Consider the following 19,627-nt stretch of genomic DNA (forward strand, 5'->3'; position numbering starts at 1 on the left):
GTCGAGCGTAGGTAGCTGCGCTCGAGTCAGCCCGGCGGCGGCGTCCAGGCCGGCCCCTGGGTGAACCGGGCGACCACCGGTCCGTCGCGGGTCCAGCGCAGCCGGGCGAGGTAGAGGACCCGGCGCCCGCGCAGCAGCGGGTCGTCGTGGGAGGAGTACGTCGTCTCGCACGGGCCGTTGACGTCGTCGCAGACCCACCCGTGGACGAACAGCCGCCCCGCCGCGTCGTCGGAGCTGTCGGCGCCGCCCGGTCCGCAGATCCCGGAGCCCTCGTGGTCGAGCAGCACGTGCTCGGCCGCGCGCTCCCAGCCCTTGCGGACCGACGCCGAGGCGCGCCACACCGTGCGGTAGCCGCAGCGGCCGAAGTCGCCGCGGCTCATCAGCAGGTGGTGGGTGCCGCGGGCGTCGACCATCTCCGGGTTCTCCAGGACCCCCGGGTCGCGCAGGATCTCGCGGCTCGGCCCGGCGGCGCGCAGCCCGCTGCGGGTCAGCCGCACCATGCGGATCGACGACGGCGTTCCCTGCGTCCGGTAGAGCAGGAACCGGCGCCCGTCCGGCGCGACGTACGACGAGGGGTCGATGACGCCGCGCCGGGGCAGTCCGCCGGCCCGCTCGAGGTCGTCGCTCGCCGGGACCGGCGCCGCGCCGGAGGGACAGGCGAGCGGCTGGGAGTGCAGCGGCGTGAACGCGGTCGCGAGGTCGGGCGACGTGGCCACGCCGATGCAGCGGTCGTCGGTGCGCGGCAGGCCGCTCACCGGGACCGAGTAGTAGGCCAGCCACGAGCCGTCGTCGGCGCGGACCAGCTCGGGCGCCCAGACGTCGCCGTTGCGCGCCCACGCCGGTCGCGCGTCGAGCAGCGGGGCGCCGGGGACCCACCCGGCCGACGCCCGCACGCTGCTGCTGGTCGCGCCGCGCCACCCGGTGCCGGCGGCGAACCAGCGGGTCCCGTCGTGGACGACCGACGGGTCGGCCAGCGGCTGCTCCCAGAACAGCGGGCGCGGCGGGAGGGTGTCCGGCGCAGCGGCCGCGAGGCCGGCGAGCGGCGCGAGGCCTGCGGCGAGCAGGACGCCGGCGAGGCGGCGTACGCTCCGACGCACCGTCGTGGATCGCACGTCTCGCACCCCCTTCCGTCCCCGGCCCCCGCGCGGACGACGGCAAGGCTACGGCGCCCGACCGACGGGGGACCGGATTGGTGCTGGCAGGCGGCGCCGGATACGTTGTGCCCACCATGTGGTCGGGGTCACACACGCCGATGACCACGCTGTAGAGCCGTCGGCGTCCGGCGATCCCGCGACTGCCGCTAGCTGTAGAAGGAGAGTGCGTTGTCCGACCCTGCCTCCCCCGGAGTGACACCTTCGGCCCCGACCTCGCGGAGGTCTTCGGACCCTCGCAGTCCGACGGCGGCCCCGACCTCGTCCAGCTGCTGACGCCCGAGGGTGAGCGCGTCCACCACCCCGAGTTCGACCACGACTTCTCCGCCGAGGAGCTGCGCGGCCTCTACCGCGACATGGTGCTGACCCGGCGCATCGACGTCGAGGCCACCGCGCTCCAGCGCCACGGCGAGCTCGGCATCTGGGCCCAGCTGCTCGGCCAGGAGGCCGCCCAGATCGGCGCCGGCCGCGCGCTGCGCCCGCAGGACTACGTCTTCCCGACCTACCGCGAGCACGGCGTGGCCTACTGCAAGGGCGTCGACCCGCTGCGGCTGCTCGGCCTGTTCCGCGGCGTCGACCAGGGCGGCTGGGACCCCAACGAGAACAACTTCGGGCTCTACACGATCGTCATCGGCGCGCAGACCCTCCACGCCACCGGCTACGCGATGGGCATGCAGCGCGACGGCGTCGTCGGCACCGGCGACCCCGAGCGCGACGCGGCCGTGATCGCCCACTTCGGCGACGGCGCGTCCTCGCAGGGCGACGTCAACGAGGCCTTCATCTTCGCCGCCTCCTACAACGCCCCGGTCGTGTTCTTCTGCCAGAACAACCAGTGGGCCATCTCCGAGCCGATCGAGCGCCAGACCCGCATCCCGCTCTACCAGCGCGCGCTCGGCTTCGGCTTCCCGGGCATCCGCGTCGACGGCAACGACGTGCTCGCGACGTACGCCGTCACCAAGGCCGCGCTCCAGCGCGCCCGCGAGGGCAACGGACCGTCGTTCGTCGAGGCGTACACCTACCGCATGGGTGCGCACACCACGACCGACGACCCGACCCGCTACCGCCTCAACGACGAGCTCGAGCACTGGAAGCTCAAGGACCCGATCGAGCGGCTCAAGGTCTACCTGCGCCGCAACGGCCTGGTCGACCAGGAGTTCTTCGACGACCTCGACGCCGAGGCCAAGGAGATGGGCCACCACCTCCGCGAGGGCTGCAAGGCGCTGCCCGACCCGAAGCCGCTCGACCAGTTCGGCTACGTCTTCAGCGAGATGACCGACGAGATCGCCGCCCAGCGCGACGAGTTCGCGGCCTACCTCGCGTCCTTCGAGGGGAGCCACTGATCATGAGCAACCAGAAGATCACTCTCGCCAAGGGCCTCAACATGGGCCTGCGCAAGGCCATGGAGGCCGACGACAAGGTCCTGCTGATGGGCGAGGACGTCGGCAAGCTCGGCGGCGTCTTCCGCATCACCGACGGCCTGCAGAAGGACTTCGGCGAGGACCGCGTCATCGACTCGCCGCTCGCGGAGTCCGGCATCGTCGGCACCGCGGTCGGCATGGCGCTGCGCGGCTACCGTCCCGTCATCGAGATCCAGTTCGACGGCTTCGTCTACCCCGCCTACGACCAGATCGTGTGCCAGGTCGCGAAGTACACCTACCGCTCGCAGGGCAAGGTGAAGATGCCGATCGTCATCCGCATCCCCTTCGGCGGTGGCATCGGTGCGGTCGAGCACCACTCGGAGAGCCCCGAGGCGCAGTTCGCGCACACGCCCGGCCTTAAGGTCGTGGCCTGCTCCAACCCGGTCGACGGCTACTGGATGATCCAGCAGGCCATCGCCCACGACGACCCGGTCATCTTCCTCGAGCCCAAGCGGCAGTACCACGCCGACAAGGCCGAGCTCGACGAGTCGGCCACGCCCGAGCCGCTGTTCACCTCGCGTGTCGTGCGCGCCGGCACGGACGCCACCGTGCTGGCCTACGGCCCGACGGTGAAGACCGCGCTCAAGGCCGCCGAGGCCGCCGAGACCGAGGGCCGCAACCTCGAGGTCATCGACCTGCGGACGCTGTCCCCGCTCGACATGGCGCCGGTCCTGGAGTCCGTACGCCGCACCGGCCGCTGCGTGGTCACCCACGAGGCGCACGTCAACCTCGGCATGGGTGCCGAGCTGGCCGCGCGCGTCACCGAGGAGTGCTTCTACTCCCTCGAGGCCCCGGTCCTGCGCGTCGGCGCGTTCGACATGCCCTACCCGCCGTCGCGGATCGAGGAGGAGTACCTCCCCGACCTCGACCGGGTGCTGGACGCCGTCGACCGCACCTTCGCCTACTGACCACCCGCCGCTCGGTGGTTGAGGTGCGAGCGCAGCGAGCCTCGAAACCACTGGCTCCGAAAGGATCCTGATGTCTGAATTCCTCCTCCCCGACGTCGGGGAAGGCCTGACCGAGGCCGAGATCGTGGCCTGGAAGGTCAAGGTCGGCGACACCGTCGAGATCAACGACGTGATCGTCGAGATCGAGACCGCCAAGTCGCTCGTCGAGCTGCCCTCGCCGTTCGAGGGCACCGTCCTCGCGCTGCTGGTGCCCGAGGGCGAGACCGTCCCGGTCGGTACGCCGATCATCGCGATCGGCGCGCCCGGCGAGGAGCCCGCCCCCGCGGCGGCAGCCCCGGCCGCGGAGCAGACCGAGTCCGACCCCTACCTCGGCATGGCCCAGAAGGCCGGCGCCGCCGAGGCGGCCGCCGCCCAGGTCGACCCGGCCGACATCGACCTGTCCAACCCGGCCGCGTCCGGCTCGATGGAGGGCGCGTCCCTCGTCGGACGGATCAAGGCCGAGCGCGGCCCGATGCGCCGGGCCCGTCGCGGCTCCGCGTCGCCGAGCACCGACGCCGGTGCGCAGACCCAGATGCAGGTCCAGGGCGCGTTCGCCCCGGGTGGTGCGCAGTCGGACGAGGTCATGCCCGCCGACGAGTCGCCCGTGCCCGCGACCGACCAGCGCGCGGGCCACGCCGCCCCGGCCGAGGCGCTCGTGCCGCCGGCCGCGCAGGAGCCCGGCGCCGTGCGCGCCCTGGCCAAGCCGCCGGTGCGCAAGCTCGCCAAGGACCTCGGGGTCGACCTCACCACGCTGACCGGCTCGGGTCCGTCGGGCTCGATCACCCGCGACGACGTGCACGGCGCCGCCAACGGCTCGGCGGCGCGTACGCCGGCGCCCTCGGCGGCCCCGGCCGCCGTGGCCCCGATCCCGGGCGAGCGGGAGACCCGCGAGCCGATCAAGGGCGTGCGCAAGATGATGGCGACGGCGATGAGCCAGTCGGCCTTCACCAGCCCGCACGTCACCGAGTGGATCACCGTCGACGTCACCGCCACCATGCAGCTCGTCGAGCGGCTCAAGGCGCGCCGCGACCTCAAGGACGTGCGGATCAGCCCGCTCCTCGTGCTGTCGCGCGCGGTGCTGATGGCGATGAAGCGCACGCCGGAGATCAACTCGTTCTGGGACGAGGCCGCGCAGGAGGTCGTCTACAAGCACTACGTCAACCTCGGCATCGCGGCCGCCACGCCGCGCGGCCTGGTGGTGCCCAACGTCAAGGACGCCGACGCGATGTCGATGGTCGAGCTGGCCGGTGCGCTCGGCGAGCTCACCGCCACCGCCCGCGACGGGAAGACGCAGCCGGCCGAGATGGCCGGCGGCACCTTCACGATCACCAACGTCGGCGTCTTCGGCGTCGACGCCGGCACGCCGATCATCAACCCGGGCGAGTCCGCGATCCTGTGCTTCGGCGCGATCAACAAGCGGCCCTGGGTCGACGAGGCCACCGGCGAGATCGTGGTCCGCGACGTCACGACGCTGGCGCTGTCGTTCGACCACCGCCACATCGACGGCGAGAAGGGCTCGCGCTTCCTCGCCGACGTCGCCGGGATCCTCCAGGACCCCGGCACCGCGCTGCTGTTCTGACCGACCTCCCCCGTTCCTCGCGCCAGATCACGTCGACCTCCCCCGTTCCTCGCACACACCGCGTGGAACGGGGGAGGTCAGTCGTTTCCAGCGCGAGGAAGGGGGGAGGTCAGCGCGCGTGCCAGGCGGCGAGCAGCTCCGCCTCGCGCTCGGGCAGGAGCGCGGTGACGGGATCGTCCAGGCAGTGCGCGGCGGTGTCCGCGACCGGTCGCAGGACCAGCCCCGCCGCCTCGGCCGGACCGGGGTCGTGGCGGAGCATGCCGTCGTACGCCGGTCGCGGCAGCCACAGCGGGAGCGACCCCGGGCCCATCCAGGGCGCGACGTCGTGCTCCTCCAGGAACTCCGCGTCGACCCAGGTGAGTCGCGGGTCGGCCGCGCCGACACCGGTGGCGACGCCCGCGAGCAGGTCGCCGAACGGCGTCGGACGCCCCACGGCGTCGAGGACCCCGGTCGTGCGCTGCTCGGCCAGGACCAGCAGCCAGTCCGCGAGGTCGCGCACGTCGATCACCTGCACGACGTCCTCCGGGCGCCCCGGCGCGAGCACCTCGCCGCCGCGGGCGAGCCGCTGCGGCCAGTACGCGAACCGGCCGGTCGGGTCGCCGGGGCCGACGATGAGCCCCGGGCGGGCCACGACCGACGACGCGGCCGTCGCGGTGACGACCTGCTCGCACGCCACCTTCATCCCGCCGTAGGCCTCGGGGTCGGTCGCGAGGTCGACGTCGTCGGTGATCGGCTCGAGGAGCGGCTCCATGGCGGCAGAGGAGTTGTCGGCGTAGACGCTGACGGTGGAGACGAACACCCAGTGCGCGTCGGCGGTGGCCGCGACCGCAGCCGCCACCTGCGACGGGAGGCGACCGACGTCGACCACGGCGTCCCAGGCGCCGTCGGCGACCTGCGGGGGCGGCGGCTCGGCACGGTCCCAGGGGAGGTGGTGCGCACCCTCGGGGACGGGTCCGGACGCACCGCGGCAGGCGCACGTGACGTCCCACCCCCGGGCGACCGCGCGGGCCGCGACCTCGCGGGACAGGAAACGGGTGCCGCCCAGGACCAGCAGTCTCATGGGCCCACTCCAGCGGGGCCGGGCGCCGGGGGCAAGGGCCGTTCGCTGTCGGCGCACGCCGCGGAGCGGACGGCCTCTTTGTCACCCCGCGGGGTGGGCTGAGAGGATGGGCCGGTCGGACCTCGGGAGCGAGAGGAGTGGGGCGGATGGCCCTCGACGCCACCACGGCCTCGTCCAGCGAGTCGACGACCGCCTCCGTGCTCGCCCGCGCCCAGCAGGTCGCCGACCAGCTGCAGAGCGAGGCGCGCGCCGAGGCCGAACGACTCACCGCCGACCTCGCGCGGCTGCGCGAGGAGGCCCGCAGCCTGATGGCCGAGGCCGAGCGCGACCGCGCCGAGGCCGCCCGCGCGCGCCGGCAGGCCGAGCAGGTGCTGGCCGGCGCCTCGGAGGAGGCGGCGACCATCGTCGTCGACGCCAACGAGCAGGCCGCGCTGCTGATGGGTGCCGCCGAGTCCGCCCGCGACGAGCAGGTCGCTCGGGCCCGTTCGGAGGCCGACGACCTGCGCGCGCGGGCCGAGGCCGACGCCGCGGCGCTGCGCTCGACCGCGCAGGAGCTCCACGACACGGCCGCCACCGCCCGCGGCGAGCTGCTCGACGCCGCTCGCACCGAGGCCGACGCCACGCTGACCGGTGCGCGCGAGACCGCGACCCGGCTCGTCGAGGAGGCCCGCGCCAGCAGCCAGCACCACCTCGACGCCGCCACCGCCGAGACGGAGTCGCTGCGGGCGAGCGCGTCGACCGAGTCGGCCCGGATGCGCGAGGAGGCCTCCCGGCACGCCGAGGACGTACGCCGCAGCGCGGGCGCCGAGGCCGACCGGCTCCGCGCCGAGGCCGAGGAGACGCTGTCGGCCGCGCGCGCCGAGAGCGAGGACCAGCTGCGCCGCGCGGCCGAGCAGACCGAGTGGGCGACCCGCACGGTCGAGTCGGTGCTCGCGGGAGCCGCGTCGGAGGCCGACGCCATCCACGCGGCCGCGCACCGGCAGGCGGCGGAGCACGTGCGCGACGTGCGCCGTCGGCTCGAGGACGTCATCGCCCGGCTCTCGGAGCGGATGGCCGCCGAGGTCGCCGCGTCCCGCGAGCGGGCCAGCGACATCACCCAGGTCGCCGCGCTCGCCGCCGGGGAGATGGAGAGCGAGGCGCGCGCCGTGCGCGAGCGGGCCGACGCCGAGGCCGCGCGCGTCGTCGCCGACGCCACCGACGAGGCCGAGCGGGCCGTCGAGCGCCTCGAGCGCCGCCGGGCCGAGGCCGAGTCGGGCGCCGCCAGCCTGCGGGCACTCGTGGCCGAGGAGGTCACCCGCACGCGGGCCGAGGCCGCCGAGGACCGGCGCCGGGCCCGCGAGGAGGCGCTCGCCGCCGTCGCCGAGGGCCGGGCGGAGTCCGACCGGCTGCGCGAGAGCGCGCGCCAGGCGCTCGAGCGGGCGCGCGCCGAGGTGGCGCAGCTGCAGCAGCGTCGCGACACCATCGCCGCCGAGCTCGGCCAGTGGTCGGGCGTGATCGAGGCCCTGTCCGTGCCCGAGACCGAGCCCGACCTCGAGCCCGGCGCCGCGCGCCCGCCGCTGCCGACCCGCGACCCCCAGTCCGCCACCCCCGACCCCCACCCCCCGCAGGAGACCCCCGATGCCTGACGAGATGTTCACGACCGTGCGGCGCGGCTACGACCCGGCCGAGGTCGAGCGCGCCGTCGAGGGCGCCCGCACCGAGGTCGCCGCGCTGCGCAGCCGCCTGGCCGAGGCCGAGGGCGCCGCCGAGCAGGCGCGTGCCGAGGCCACGGAGGCCCGCACCGGGCTCGACGAGGCCCGCTCCGAGGCGTCCGCCGCCCGCGAGGCGCTCGTGGCGCGCGAGGCGCAGCAGCCCGAGCAGCCGACCTACGCCCACCTCGGCGAGCGCGTCGGCCAGATCCTGTCCCTCGCCGAGGCCGAGGCCGCCGAGGTCCGCGACCGGGTCGTCGGCGAGGTCGAGGCGCTGCGCAAGGACGCCGAGGCCGAGGTGGCGGCGCTGCGCGCGGAGGCCGACAAGTACGCCGAGGAGACCCGCCGCGACGCCGACGCGGAGGCCGCCCGGCTGGTCGCCGACGCCCGGACCGCCGCCGAGTCCGAGCGCGACGCCGCGGAGCGTGACGCGTCCGCCCGTCGGGCCGAGGCGGAGGCGCTGCACGAGGACCAGCGGGCGAAGGCCGCGCAGGCCGCCGCCGACTTCGAGACCACCCTGGCCGAGCGTCGGCAGAAGGCGACCTCGGAGTTCCAGGCCCAGCAGGCCGCCACCCAGGCCGAGCTCGACGCGATGACCGCCCGCAACCGCGACGCCGAGGCCGCGATGGAGCGCAGCCGCGCCGAGGCGGAGGCCCGGATCGCCCGGATGCTGGCCGACGCCGAGGAGCGCTCGACCACCATGGTCGCCGAGGCCCGCGCCACCGCCGACCGGGTCCGCGCCGAGTCCGACCGGGAGCTCGCGGCCGCCGCCCAGCGCCGCGACAGCATCAACGCCCAGCTCTCCAACGTGCGCCAGATGCTCGCCACCCTCACCGGCACCGTCCCGGGAGTGGCGTTCTCCGATCCTGCTCCCGCGGTGGCCCCTGCGGCCGCGCCCGCCGGGGAGCCGGCGGCCGACGAGGCCGCGCCGGCCGAGGACGTACCGACCGAGTCGGCGGACGAGGCCGTCACCGAGGCCGAGGTCGTCGAGGCGCAGGAGGAGGCGGCCGCAGAGGCAGCCGAGCACGCGGGCGAGGAGATCCCCCAGGAGCGGTGAGCCACCCACATTCCGGCGCTACAGGATGTGGCTCACGCACCGCTCACGAGGACGACACGCGGACGCCACCAGGGAGCGGTGAGCCACCCACGCTCCGAAGCTCCGGAACGTGGCTCACGCACCGCCCCCGGGCCAGGGCGGCTCAGGCGTAGCGACGCGCCCGGCGCTCCGCAGTGCCCGGACCAGCGGCGAGCAGCGCGCTGAGCTCGTGCTCGAGGACGGCGGCGACCCGGCGGCAGAACTCCTCGGGCTCGTCGGCGGCGTCGGGCTTCTCGGCCACGATGCGGTCGACGACGCCGCGGCGGTAGAGGTCGAGGGCGCGGACCTGCTGGGCGCGGGCCATCTCGGCGGCGTGGTCGAGGTCGCGGTGCACGATCGCCGACGCCCCCTCGGGCGGCAGCGGGGACAGCCACGCGTGCTGGGCGGCGACCACCCGGTCGGCCGGGAGCAGGGCGAGGGCACCGCCCCCGTTGCCCTCGCCGAGCATCAGGCACAGCGTCGGGGCGTCGAGGGTGACCAGGTCGGCCAGCGACCGGGCGATCTCGCCGGCGAGCCCGCCGTTCTCCGCGTCGGCCGACAGCGCGGCGCCCTGGGTGTCGATCACCGTGACCAGCGGCAGCCCGAGCTCGGAGGCCAGGCGCATGCCGCGCCGGGCCTCGCGCAGCGCCTCCGGCCCCATCGGGTGGTCCGTGGTCTGGCCGCGGCGGTCCTGGCCGAGGAAGACGCACGGCGCCTCGCCGAAGCGGGCGAGCGCGATCAGCAGGCCGGGGTCCGACTCGCCCTGCCCGGTGCCGTTGAGCGGGACGACGTCGCGCGCGCCGTAGCGCAGCAGCCGCCGCACGCCCGGACGGTCGGGGCGCCGGGAGCGGGTCACGCAGTCCCAGGTGTCGACGTCCGGCACCGGCTCCTGCCCGGGGTCGGCGACCGGCGCGACGCCCTCGCGGGCGGCCATCAGGATGCTCAGGGCCCGGTCGAGGATCTCCGCGATCTCCTCGGGCGGCAGGACCGCGTCGATGATGCCGTGCGCGTAGAGGTTCTCCGAGGTCTGCACGCCCTCGGGGAACGCCTTGCCGTAGAGCGCCTCGTAGACCCGCGGACCGAGGAACCCGACCAGCGCCCCGGGCTCCGCGACGGTGACGTGTCCCAGGGAGCCCCAGGAGGCCATCACGCCGCCGGTCGTCGGGTGGCGCAGGTAGACGAGGTAGGGCAGCCCGGCGCTGCGGTGCGCCGCGACCGCCGCGGAGATCCGGACCATCTGGACGAACGCGGGCGTGCCCTCCTGCATCCGGGTGCCGCCACTGACCGGGGCCGCGACGAGCGGCAGCCCTTCGCGGGTGGCGCGCTCGATGCCCGCGACGATCCGGTCCGCCGCGGCCCGACCGATGGAGCCGGCGAGGAAGCCGAACTCGCCCACCAGCACGCCGATCCGCCGCCCGTGGAGCCGGCCCTCGCCGGTCAGCACCGACTCGTCGACGCCCGACCGCTCGGCCGCGGCCGCCAGCTCGGCGGCGTACGCCTCGTCGACGCCGTCGCGCGAGGGTGGCACGTCCCAGGAGGCCCAGGAGCCGGGGTCGAGCACCAGGTCGATGAGGTCGTGCGCGCTGAGGCGGGTCACCACGCGAAGGCTAGCCAAGGGCCGCGGACGACGCAGCCGATCGATCTCAGGCGTCGGGCACACCGCGCGCCGGTGTCGTGGTCCCGGTGATCCAGGCGTCGAAGAAGTCGGTCAGCTCGAGGCCGGTCTCGGACTCCCAGTGCTCGAAGACCTGCTCCCGGCCGACCGAGGTGCCGTCGTGGTCGGCCAGCCAGGACCGGGCGATCCGGAAGAACTCCTCGTCGCCGAGCGCGACCCGCAGCTCGTTCCACATGAGCGCGGGCGAGTAGTAGATGTTGGACCCGCCGAACTGCTCCGGGTCGTAGTCGCCGGGCGGCCCGTAGGTGTCGCGCAGCCCCTGGTCGGCGTTGCGCGCGGCGCCGAGCGTGTTGCGCAGCGGTGCGATGTCGTGGTCGTCCTCGTAGAGCCACTGCATCAGCATCGTCATGCCCTCGTTGAGCCAGACGTCGCGCCAGTCGTCGGGCGACACCTGGTCGCCGTACCACTGGTGGACCAGCTCGTGGGCGACCACCTGCGGCGACAGGACGTAGTCGTTGCTGCCGAGGGTCAGCATGGTCTGGGTCTCCATCGCGCTCTGCGAGTCGGTCACGACCATGCCGAGCGTGTCGAAGGGGTAGGGCCCCAGCCGCGCCTCGATCCAGTCGACGGTCGCGGCCGCGGTCCGGAGCTCGTCGAGGTGCTGCACCATCCCCCGCGGCGTCCAGTAGTCGACGCGCAGGCCGTCCTCGGTGGTGTTGCTGCGGTGGGCGTAGTCGCCGATGGCGAGGGTGACGAGGTACGACGACGCCGGCTCGGTGAGCTGCCACGACGTGGTGGTGGTGCCGTCCTCGGTGCCGAGTGCGGTGAGCCGGCCGTTGGAGATCCCGATCCACGGCGCCGGGACGTGGACGGTCACGTCGTAGAGCGCCTTGTCGGACGGCTGGTCGTTGACCGGGTACCAGGTGAACGCGCCGTAGGGCTCCTGCATCGTCCAGACCGCGCCGGAGTCGGTGACGGTGAACCCGGTGGTCGAGAAGTCGCCGCGCGTCGTCGGCGCCGGGGTCGGGCGAGGCGTGCCGACGTAGTCGAGGGAGAGCTCGTAGCGCCGGTCCGCACGCACCGCCGCCCGGACGACGAGGTCCTTGCCGCGACGGGCGAATCGCACCGGCTCGCCGTCGAGGCGGACGTCGCCGACGGTGAGCCCCTGGCCCAGGTCGAGCTGGAAGGCGCGGGCGCGGCGGGTGGCGCGGAAGGTGACGACGGCGTGGGCGTCGAGGCGGCGGTCGTCGGGGGACCAGGTGAGGTCGAGGTCGTAGAGCAGCGCGTCGACGCGCGGGTCGCCGACGTCGGGGTAGACGCTGTCCTCGCGCGGCGTGGACAGGGCCAGGTCGAGGTCCTGCTCGACCGGGTCGGAGACCGGCGCGGGCGAGGAGCCGAGGGAGCCCTCGTCGTCGGGCCGGGCGGTGCCGCCCGGGCGGAGGTCACCGGGGTCCGGCGCGGTCCCCGAGCAGCCGGACAGCAGCCCCGCGACCACCAGGCCGACCGCCGCTGCGGCCCGCCGGTGGTGGCGGGGCGGTCTCACCGCTCGCCCCGCAGCAGCGGCCGCGCGAGCTTGCGGCCGTGGTGGATCTGCGCCTTCACCGTGCCGAGCGGGGCGTCGACCAGCGCGGCGATCTCGTCGTAGGGCAGGCCGTAGACGTCGCGCAGCAGGAGCGGCTCGACGTACTGCGGGTGGTCGCGCTCGATGCTGTCCATCGCCTCGAGCAGGTCGAGGCGGGTGCCGGCGATCACCGACGTGGTGCGCGGGTCGGGGCGGTCGTGCGCGCCGTCCTCGAAGTCGGTCGGGGTGGCGAGGTTCTTCAGCCGGCGGTAGGTCGTGCGGGCGCTGTTGACCGCGACCACGTGCAGCCACGTCGTGAAGCGTCCGCGACCGCCCCAGCCGCCGATCCGGGTGGCGATGTTGAGCATGGCCTCCTGGCACGCGTCCTCGGCGTCGGAGGAGTACGGCAGCACGCCGCGGCAGATGTTCAGCACCCGCGGACGCACCTCCCCGAGCAGCGTCTCGAGCGCGTCGCGGTCACCCTCCTGGGCGCGCCGCGCCAGGTCGTCGATGTCGTCGGGCGCCAACGCGGCCCCGCGGTCCCCAGGATTGCTCACGTCTGCACGATAATGCCCGGGTGTCCGCTCCCACTCGTCTCGGTCGGTACCCGGTGCGCCGTCGCATCGGGTCGGGAGCCTTCGCGACCGTCTGGCTGGCCCACGACGAGCACCTCGACTCGCCGGTGGCGATCAAGGTGCTGGCCGACAACTGGACCGGCGACCTGCACACCCGCCAGCGCTTCCTCGAGGAGGGGCGCTTCCTGCGCAAGGTCGAGTCGCCCCACGTCGTGACCGTCTACGACGCCGGCGAGCTCGACGACGAGCGCCCCTACCTGGTGATGGCCTACGCCGACCAGGGCACGCTGGCCGACCGGCTCGAGGCCGGGCCGCTGTCGACCGGCCAGGCGCTGTCGGTGCTCAGCCAGGTGGCCGAGGGCCTCGTGGCGCTCCACGACCGCGGCGTGCTGCACCGTGACGTCAAGCCCGCCAACGTGCTGTTCCGCACCGTCGAGACAGCCCGCGGCGCCCGGGTCCTCGCGATGCTCGGCGACCTCGGGCTCGGCAAGGCGATGGACATGTCGTCGCGCCTGACCATGGTCGGCGGCACCCCGACCTACGTCGCCCCCGAGCAGGCGCTCGGCGAGGCGCTCGACCCGCGCGCCGACCAGTTCTCGCTCGCCGCCCTCGCGTACCTGCTGCTCGCCGGTCGCCAGCCCTTCCAGCACACCACGCTGGCCGCCGCCGAGGACCCGGCCCCGCCCCCGCCGATGGAGGTCGACAGCCCCGAGGCCGAGGCCGTGGTGCTGCGCGGGCTGGCCAAGGACCGCGAGGACCGCTTCCCCGACGTCGCCGCCTTCATCGACGCGCTGGTGGCGGCCCACGACGGCCGCGTCGACGACGCGCCGGTCGCCTGGACGCCCGTCGACGCCGAGCTCACCCAGGCCACGCGTCGCCCCGGCTCGACCGCGGGGACCGGCGAGCTGGTGCCGTCGGAGCCCGATCGCCCGCGCCGGGCGGTGCCGTGGCTGGTGGCCGCGGTGCTGGCGCTGGCCGTCGGCGCGACGTCCGGGTGGGCCGTGGAGCGCGCCTCCACCTCCGAGCGGACCCTGGAGGACAGCACCGGCAGCATCGAGGTGACCGTGCCGGAGGCCTGGACCGCGCAGGTCGACCCGGAGCAGTGGGCACCCCTCGACGACGACGTCCAGCAGCCGGCGATCGGTGCGGGCTCGCGCAGCGGCTGGAACACCTCCGCCGAGGCCGCGCCCGGGGTCTTCGTCGGGATCCTCCCGGGCGACAAGCTCCCGACGCGGGTCCCGCAGCACCCCGACTGCGACAACGTGGGCGGCGACATCCTCGACCAGATCGACGGGGACGACTCGGTGACGGTCTTCTTCACCGGCTGCGACGGCACCGACGTCATCGCCGAGCGGGTGGTGCGCGCGACGTCCAACCGGCTGCTGTGGGTGCAGGTGCGCAGCAACGACCGTCCCGAGGCCAACCAGGTCCTCGACTCGGTCAGCACCATCGGCTACTGACGCCCGCTCACCGACGTCCGGCTCAGCCCAGACGGGTCCCAGCGGCGATCCGCCCGATGAGCTCGGCCATCCCGTCCTGGTCGCGCGCGCGGCCGCTGACCGCGATCTCGACCTGGGCGTTGTCGGATCCGGTCAGGTCGAGCCAGGTGAGGTAGCCGTGGCGCAGGTGGTTGCTGGCGACGTAGCTGTAGTGGAGGGTGGCGTCGGTCCGGCCGAGCACGCGGACGGCCTGCTCGTCCTCCTCGAGCTCGTCGATGCGCCGGTCGAGCGTCCAGGCGATGGACCGGCGGTTGCTCAGGACCTGCTCGACGCGCACCAGGTAGCCGAAGGACGGCTGGTCCGGCGGTCGCCACTGCCACTCGTTGAGCGAGTTCTCCGAGAACCGCCAGCCGCGCGGGGTCGGGAGCGACATCCGGAAGTCGCCGGCGCCGACGACCTGTCGTACGAGGGGCAGCGAACCGTCCAGCGGCGCGAAGTCGGGGTCCGGGAGGAGGTCCGGGACGGGGTCCACCGGCAGGCTCGGCGACTGCGCCGCGACGGGTGCGGCCGTACCTCCGTCGGTGGGGTGCTCGGCCAGGGCGAGCGAGACGGCGAAGCCGCCCACGATCCCGGCGGCGACCAGCACCGCCAGCACGACCGGCCCCCGCCACCTCACGGGGCCGACTCTAGGGCACGACGGAGCCGGTGGCGCCGCGCATGCCGCCGGCCACGCGGGCGATCAGGTCCGCCGCGCCCTCCTTGTCCTCCTCGCGCCCGTGCACCACGATCTCGACGTCGGCCTGGCCGCTGGCGTCGAGGTCGAGCCAGCGCATGAAGCTGTGGCGGAACGTGTCCTCGTTGCTGCGGTAGGTGTACTCCAGCGACGAGCTCTGGCGGTCGAGGATCTGGACGTCGTCCTGCTCGTCGAGCAGCCGCTCGACGCGGATGTCGATCGCGTCCTCGATGGTGATGTCCTGGCTGTCGATCTGCTCGATGCGCATGACGTACGTGTTGTTCGACGTGCCGGGCTGCTTCCACTTCCACTCGTTGGTGGCGTTGGCGTTGGTGCTCCAGCCCTTCGGTGCGGGGAAGGTGATCTCGAACTTCCCCGTCCCGACCGTGGCGGGCACCATGGGGATGCCGGGCTCGAGGGGCGGGTCGTCGGGGTCGGGACGATAGGGGCGCTCGGCCTCGACCGGCATCTCGGGCCCGTCGGCCGCGACCGGGGACGCCGCGCCGCGGCCGATCGTGGCGTCGCGGGTCTGTGCGGACGCGGCCCAGCCGCCCCCGGCCCCGATCGCCAGGAGCGCCACCAGCACTGCGGGCCCCCGCCACTCCACGAGGACAACCTACCGGTGGGTGGCGCGCGGGCCGTCGTCCCGCACCTCCTACGGTGACCCCATGCTGCTGCGCGACGCCCGCCTCGTGGCCCTCACCGGCCCCGCCCCCGGCCGCACCGACGTACGCGTGGGCGACGGCCGCGTCGTGGAGGTCGGCCCGGGGCTGTCCCCGCGACCGGGCGAGCCGGCCTACGACCTCGACGGCGGCTGGCTGATGCCCGGGCTCTGGGACCAGCACGTCCACCTCGGGCAGTGGACGCTCGCGTCGGCGCGGCTCGACCTCGGGCCCGCGCGCTCGTCGGCCGAGGCGGTCGCGATGGTGCGCGAGCGCCTCGAGCAGTGGCCCGACGTCCCGGTCATCGGCTGGGGGCACCGCCCGACCGCGTGGCCGGAGGTCCCGGTCGTCTCCGACCTCGACGCGATCGGGACCGACCAGCCGATCGTGCTGATCGCCGGCGACGGGCACCACGGCTGGCTCAACACCGTCGCGCTCCACGTGCTGGCGCTGCCGACCCGCGAGGACGTGGTCAGCGAGGCCGAGTGGTTCATGGCCTACGGCCGGCTCGCGACCGTCCTCGGCACCGACGGCACCGGCCCCGACGCCTACCGCCGCTCGATGGAGGCCGCGGTCGCCCAGGGCGTCGTCGGGCTGGTCGACCTCGAGTTCAGCGGCGGCGTCGCCGACTGGGTGGAGCGCTGGTCCGAGGGCGCCGACCTGCTGCGGATCCGGCACGCCTGCTACGCCGACGGGCTCGACGACGTGCTCGCCCGCGGCCTGCGCTCGGGCGACCCGCTCGCCGACGACCCGAGGCTGACCATGGGCCCGCTCAAGATCATCAGCGACGGCTCGCTCAACACCCGCACCGCGTGGTGCTGCGAGCCCTACGCCGAGAAGGCGGTCGCCGGGTTCGAGGAGGGCCAGCCCAACCAGACCCCCGAGGAGCTGCGCGCCCTGCTCGCCCGGGCGACGGCCGGCGGCCTGGACGTCGCGGTCCACGCGATCGGCGACCGCGCCGTCACCGAGGCGCTCGCCGCCTTCGGCGACACGGGTGCCCACGGCGGCATCGAGCACGTGCAGCTCACGACCCGCGACGACGTACGCCGGATGGCCGCGCTCGGCGTCCGCGCGAGCGTCCAGCCCGCCCACCTGCTCGACGACCGCGACGTCACCGAGCGCCTCTGGCCCGGCCGCGCCGAGCGCTGCTTCCCGCTGCGCTGGATGCTCGACGACGGGGTCGAGGTGGTGCTCGGCTCCGACGCGCCGGTGTCGCCGCTGGACCCGTGGCTGGCGATCGCCGTCGCGGTGCACCGCTCGGGTGACGACCGCGAGCCGTGGCACCCCGAGCAGTCGCTCACCGCCCGCGAGGCGCTCGCCGCCTCCACCGACGGTTGGGGCACCGTCGCCGTCGGTCACCCCGCCGACCTGGTCTGGCTCGACGCCGACCCGCTCGCCGGCGCCTCCGACCGCGACCACGCCGCCGTCCTCCGCGGCTTCGCCGACCACGTCCGCGCCGTCTGGGTGGCGGGGAAGCGGGTCCACGTCGCTGGTTGAGCGGACACACGTCCGCTCGGGTGGGTCCGTGGTCGCTGGTCGCCCGGTATGGGGGAGGTTGAGCGTCCACAGGTCCGCTCGAGCACGTTCGTCGACGCTGGGCGACCTTCGTCGACGCTAGGCGACCTTCGTTGACGCTAGGCGCACGCTATGACGTGCGTCGAGCGCCCACAGGTCCGCTCGAGCAGCTTCGACGACGGCCGGACTACGCCAGCGCCAGCGTCGCGTCGAGGACGAAGGCCGGGTCCTCGAGCCGGTCGCCGTAGACCTCGCGCAGCTGCTGGACGCGGTAGCGGACGGTCTGCGCGTGCACGAACAGCTCCTCGGCGACGGCGTCGCGGCGCCCGTGGTGCAGCAGCCAGCTGCGCAGGGTGTCGGTGAGCTTCTCGGCCGTGGAGGGCCGCAGGTCGGCCAGCGGCGCGAGCACCCGCGCGCGCAGGTCGGCGCGCGCGTCGGGGTCGGCCGCGAGCAGCAGCGCGGCGAGGTGCTCCTCGGAGTCGACCAGGCCGGTCACGTCGAGGGCCGCGCAGCGCACCGCGCGCCGGTGGGAGGCGGCCACCTCGAGCCACGGGGCCGCCGGCCCGACGACGGCGTCGGTGCCGCGCAGGGCGCGCAGGAGCGTACGCCGTGCGGTGGCCGACCCGGTGCCGGGGACGAGCAGCGACGCGTGCCCCTCGGGCAGGCCGGGCACCTCGTCGGTGGGGTGCAGCGTGGCGGGGTCGAGCGCGGTGAGGGCGTGCGAGACCTGCGACTCGGGGAGCACCACGGCGGTCAGCGCCCCCGGTGGCTCCCAGTCGGCCCGCTCCGCGGCCGCCGTCACGGCGTCGACGGGCGCACCGGTCAGCAGCGCGCGGGCCAGGCGCTCGAGGTTGCGCTGGCGCACGCGCCCGCTGCTCTCGAGCTCGTCGGTGTGGCCGGCGACCGAGGACGCCGACAGCTCGTCGATGTAGGCGAAGACCAGCTCGGCGAAGCGGGCGAGCTCGTCGACCTCGATGCCCGCGGCGACCGCGGCGTCGGCCATGTCGCGCCACGAGGTGCGCGCGCCGACGCGGTAGGCGGCGAGCAGCGCCTCGACGGTCCGGCCGCTGCGCGCCTCGCCACGCCCGAGCTGGTAGGCGCCCTCGATCGCCGGCGCCTTGGGCGGCGCCTGGCCGTCGGAGCGGGTGGCGAGGGTGAGGAAGCCGCCGAGCGCGAGCTGCACCGCGTTGCGGATCACCTCGCCCATCCGACCGCTGAACGCGCCGGCATAGCTCGGCACCTCCTCGATGATGGTCTCCACGACCCGGTCGGCGACCTCGGGCAGCCGCGCGCGCAGCGCCGCCACCACCTCGGGCGCGAGGGCGACCACGGTCGTCACTTGTGTGGCCGGACGCACACTGCGCGATGTCATGACGCTCCTGACGTCGAACTTTGTTCGCAGGGAACAAGAGTCTAGTCCCGATTCACGTGCGACGGGCAGGAAGACGCGTCCCGGAACAGGGACAGTGGTGTCATGACGACCTTCCTCGATCCGGGTGCGGGCTCGACGTCCCGTGGCTCCCGGCTCCGCGACCGCGCGATGCGCGTCGCCGAGGCCGCCACCACCCCCTACCTCCCGTCCGACTTCATGGACCTCTTCGCGCCGCTGCGCTCGGGTGCCGACCTGCGCGGTCGCATCGAGTCGGTCCATCCCGAGACGGCCGACGCCGCGACCATCGTGATCCGGCCCGGCGCCGACTGGGCCGGCCACGTGCCCGGCCAGTACCTCCGCATCGGCATCGACGTCGACGGCGTACGCCAGTGGCGCGCGTACTCGCTCACCCACGGCCCGCGCCGCGACGGCCGGATCTCGATCACCGTCAAGGCCGTGCCGGACGGCCTCGTCAGCAACCACCTCGTCCACGAGGCGCGCCCCGGCACCCTGGTCCACCTCGAGCAGGCGGCCGGCGAGTTCGTCCTGCCGCCCGAGGGCGGCCGGTTCCTCATGGTCACCGCCGGCTCGGGCATCACGCCGGTCATCGGCATGCTGCGCAACCTCTTCCCCAGCACCGACGAGGGCGTGCTCCGACCGGCCCGCAGCGCGGTCCACGACATCGTCGTGGTCCACGTCGCCCCGAGCCGTCCCGACTCGATCTTCATCCGCGACCTCGAGGCGCTCGACGCCGCCGGCGCGATCCGGCTCGTCGCGCGCTACGACGACCAGCACGGCGTGCTGTCGGTCGACGACCTCGCCGACCTGGTGCCCGACCTGGCCGGGCGCCAGACGCTCGCCTGCGGCCCCGCCGGGCTGCTCGACGCGCTGGCCGACCACCACGACGCCGCGGGCATCACCCTCACCACCGAGCAGTTCCGCACCGCTCGCGTCGAGCCGGGCGAGGGCGGGACCGTGAGCTTCTCCTCCGGCACCACCCTCGACCTCGACGGCGCCACGCCCATCCTCGATGCGGCCGAGGATGCCGGGATGCTCATGCCGAGCGGCTGCCGGATGGGCATCTGCATGGGCTGCGTGATCCCGCTGCGCGAGGGCAGCGTCCGCGACCTGCGCAACGGCGCCATCACCACCGCGGTCCCCGGCGAGACGGGCGACATCAAGGTGCAGACCTGCATCAACGCCGCCGCCGGCCCGTGCCACATCGACCACTGACCCG

The 19,627-nt window shown here is 74.7% G+C and carries 16 protein-coding genes; 8 read left to right on the forward strand and 8 right to left on the reverse strand.

The genetic code is table 11. The annotated features are described in order from the left end of the window. Positions 1–26: 26 nt before the first annotated feature. On the reverse strand, positions 27–1,112 hold the full coding sequence (locus KDN32_RS00155) for a family 43 glycosylhydrolase (RefSeq protein ID WP_211730115.1): 1,086 nt from the start codon (positions 1,110–1,112) through the stop codon (positions 27–29). Between the two features lie 308 nt (positions 1,113–1,420). Between KDN32_RS00155 and pdhA the strand changes: the two genes are divergently transcribed. From pdhA to KDN32_RS00170, 3 genes are all read left to right on the forward strand, one after another. Further along, a complete protein-coding gene (pdhA, locus tag KDN32_RS00160; RefSeq protein ID WP_249216432.1) occupies positions 1,421–2,491 on the forward strand; it encodes a pyruvate dehydrogenase (acetyl-transferring) E1 component subunit alpha in 1,071 nt (356 codons plus the stop codon). 2 nt (positions 2,492–2,493) lie between these two features. Then, entirely contained in the window at positions 2,494–3,477 is a 984-nt protein-coding gene (locus tag KDN32_RS00165) for an alpha-ketoacid dehydrogenase subunit beta (protein ID WP_211730116.1), read from the forward strand. Positions 3,478–3,547: 70 nt separating this feature from the next. Then, positions 3,548–5,095 (forward strand): dihydrolipoamide acetyltransferase family protein, encoded by a 1,548-nt coding sequence (locus tag KDN32_RS00170; RefSeq protein WP_211730117.1) that lies wholly within the window; start codon positions 3,548–3,550, stop codon positions 5,093–5,095. A 109-nt stretch (positions 5,096–5,204) separates the two neighbouring features. On the opposite strand, the gene KDN32_RS00175 is transcribed toward KDN32_RS00170, so the two are convergent. After that, the gene (locus tag KDN32_RS00175; RefSeq protein WP_211730118.1) at positions 5,205–6,155 is read right to left on the reverse strand and encodes an NAD-dependent epimerase/dehydratase family protein; all 951 of its coding nucleotides are present in this window, start codon (positions 6,153–6,155) and stop codon (positions 5,205–5,207) included. Positions 6,156–6,301: 146 nt separating this feature from the next. Here KDN32_RS00175 and KDN32_RS00180 point away from each other — a divergent pair, with 146 nt between their 5' ends. Both KDN32_RS00180 and KDN32_RS00185 read left to right on the forward strand, forming a co-directional pair. After that, positions 6,302–7,780, forward strand: coding sequence for a coiled-coil domain-containing protein (locus tag KDN32_RS00180; protein ID WP_211730119.1), 1,479 nt, complete (start codon positions 6,302–6,304; stop codon positions 7,778–7,780). After that, the gene (locus KDN32_RS00185; RefSeq protein WP_211730120.1) at positions 7,773–8,900 is read left to right on the forward strand and encodes a coiled-coil domain-containing protein; all 1,128 of its coding nucleotides are present in this window, start codon (positions 7,773–7,775) and stop codon (positions 8,898–8,900) included. Before KDN32_RS00180 ends, KDN32_RS00185 begins: the two co-directional genes overlap by 8 nt. A gap of 142 nt (positions 8,901–9,042) precedes the next feature. Here KDN32_RS00185 and KDN32_RS00190 read toward each other — a convergent pair whose 3' ends face one another. The 3 genes from KDN32_RS00190 to KDN32_RS00200 are packed head-to-tail and all read right to left on the reverse strand — an operon-like array spanning position 9,043 to position 12,651. Beyond that, entirely contained in the window at positions 9,043–10,515 is a 1,473-nt protein-coding gene (locus tag KDN32_RS00190) for a carboxyl transferase domain-containing protein (protein ID WP_307853583.1), read from the reverse strand. 46 nt (positions 10,516–10,561) lie between these two features. After that, on the reverse strand, positions 10,562–12,076 hold the full coding sequence (locus KDN32_RS00195; RefSeq protein WP_211730122.1) for a M1 family metallopeptidase: 1,515 nt from the start codon (positions 12,074–12,076) through the stop codon (positions 10,562–10,564). Next, positions 12,073–12,651, reverse strand: a complete 579-nt coding sequence (locus KDN32_RS00200; RefSeq protein ID WP_211730123.1) for an RNA polymerase sigma factor — start codon at positions 12,649–12,651, stop codon at positions 12,073–12,075. Before KDN32_RS00200 ends, KDN32_RS00195 begins: the two co-directional genes overlap by 4 nt. 20 nt (positions 12,652–12,671) lie before the next feature. Between KDN32_RS00200 and KDN32_RS00205 the strand changes: the two genes are divergently transcribed. After that, positions 12,672–14,129: a serine/threonine-protein kinase gene (locus KDN32_RS00205; RefSeq protein WP_211730124.1), complete on the forward strand. Its 1,458-nt coding sequence runs from the start codon at positions 12,672–12,674 to the stop codon at positions 14,127–14,129. Positions 14,130–14,151: 22 nt separating this feature from the next. On the opposite strand, the gene KDN32_RS00210 is transcribed toward KDN32_RS00205, so the two are convergent. Further along, the gene (locus KDN32_RS00210; RefSeq protein WP_211730125.1) at positions 14,152–14,784 is read right to left on the reverse strand and encodes a hypothetical protein; all 633 of its coding nucleotides are present in this window, start codon (positions 14,782–14,784) and stop codon (positions 14,152–14,154) included. Positions 14,785–14,794: 10 nt separating this feature from the next. Beyond that, complete coding sequence (locus tag KDN32_RS00215) at positions 14,795–15,448, reverse strand: hypothetical protein (RefSeq protein WP_211730126.1); 654 nt, start codon at positions 15,446–15,448, stop codon at positions 14,795–14,797. A 61-nt stretch (positions 15,449–15,509) separates the two neighbouring features. Here KDN32_RS00215 and KDN32_RS00220 point away from each other — a divergent pair, with 61 nt between their 5' ends. Then, complete coding sequence (locus KDN32_RS00220) at positions 15,510–17,000, forward strand: amidohydrolase (RefSeq protein ID WP_211730127.1); 1,491 nt, start codon at positions 15,510–15,512, stop codon at positions 16,998–17,000. A gap of 205 nt (positions 17,001–17,205) precedes the next feature. Here KDN32_RS00220 and KDN32_RS00225 read toward each other — a convergent pair whose 3' ends face one another. Continuing rightward, the gene (locus KDN32_RS00225) at positions 17,206–18,390 is read right to left on the reverse strand and encodes a PucR family transcriptional regulator (protein WP_211730128.1); all 1,185 of its coding nucleotides are present in this window, start codon (positions 18,388–18,390) and stop codon (positions 17,206–17,208) included. Positions 18,391–18,492: 102 nt separating this feature from the next. On the opposite strand from KDN32_RS00225, the gene KDN32_RS00230 reads away from it, so the two are divergent. Then, the gene (locus KDN32_RS00230; RefSeq protein ID WP_211730129.1) at positions 18,493–19,623 is read left to right on the forward strand and encodes a ferredoxin reductase; all 1,131 of its coding nucleotides are present in this window, start codon (positions 18,493–18,495) and stop codon (positions 19,621–19,623) included. The last annotated feature ends 4 nt before the right edge of the window (positions 19,624–19,627 follow it).

It is taken from the genome of Nocardioides palaemonis, from assembly GCF_018275325.1.
Taxonomy (GTDB): Bacteria; Actinomycetota; Actinomycetes; order Propionibacteriales; family Nocardioidaceae; genus Nocardioides; species Nocardioides palaemonis.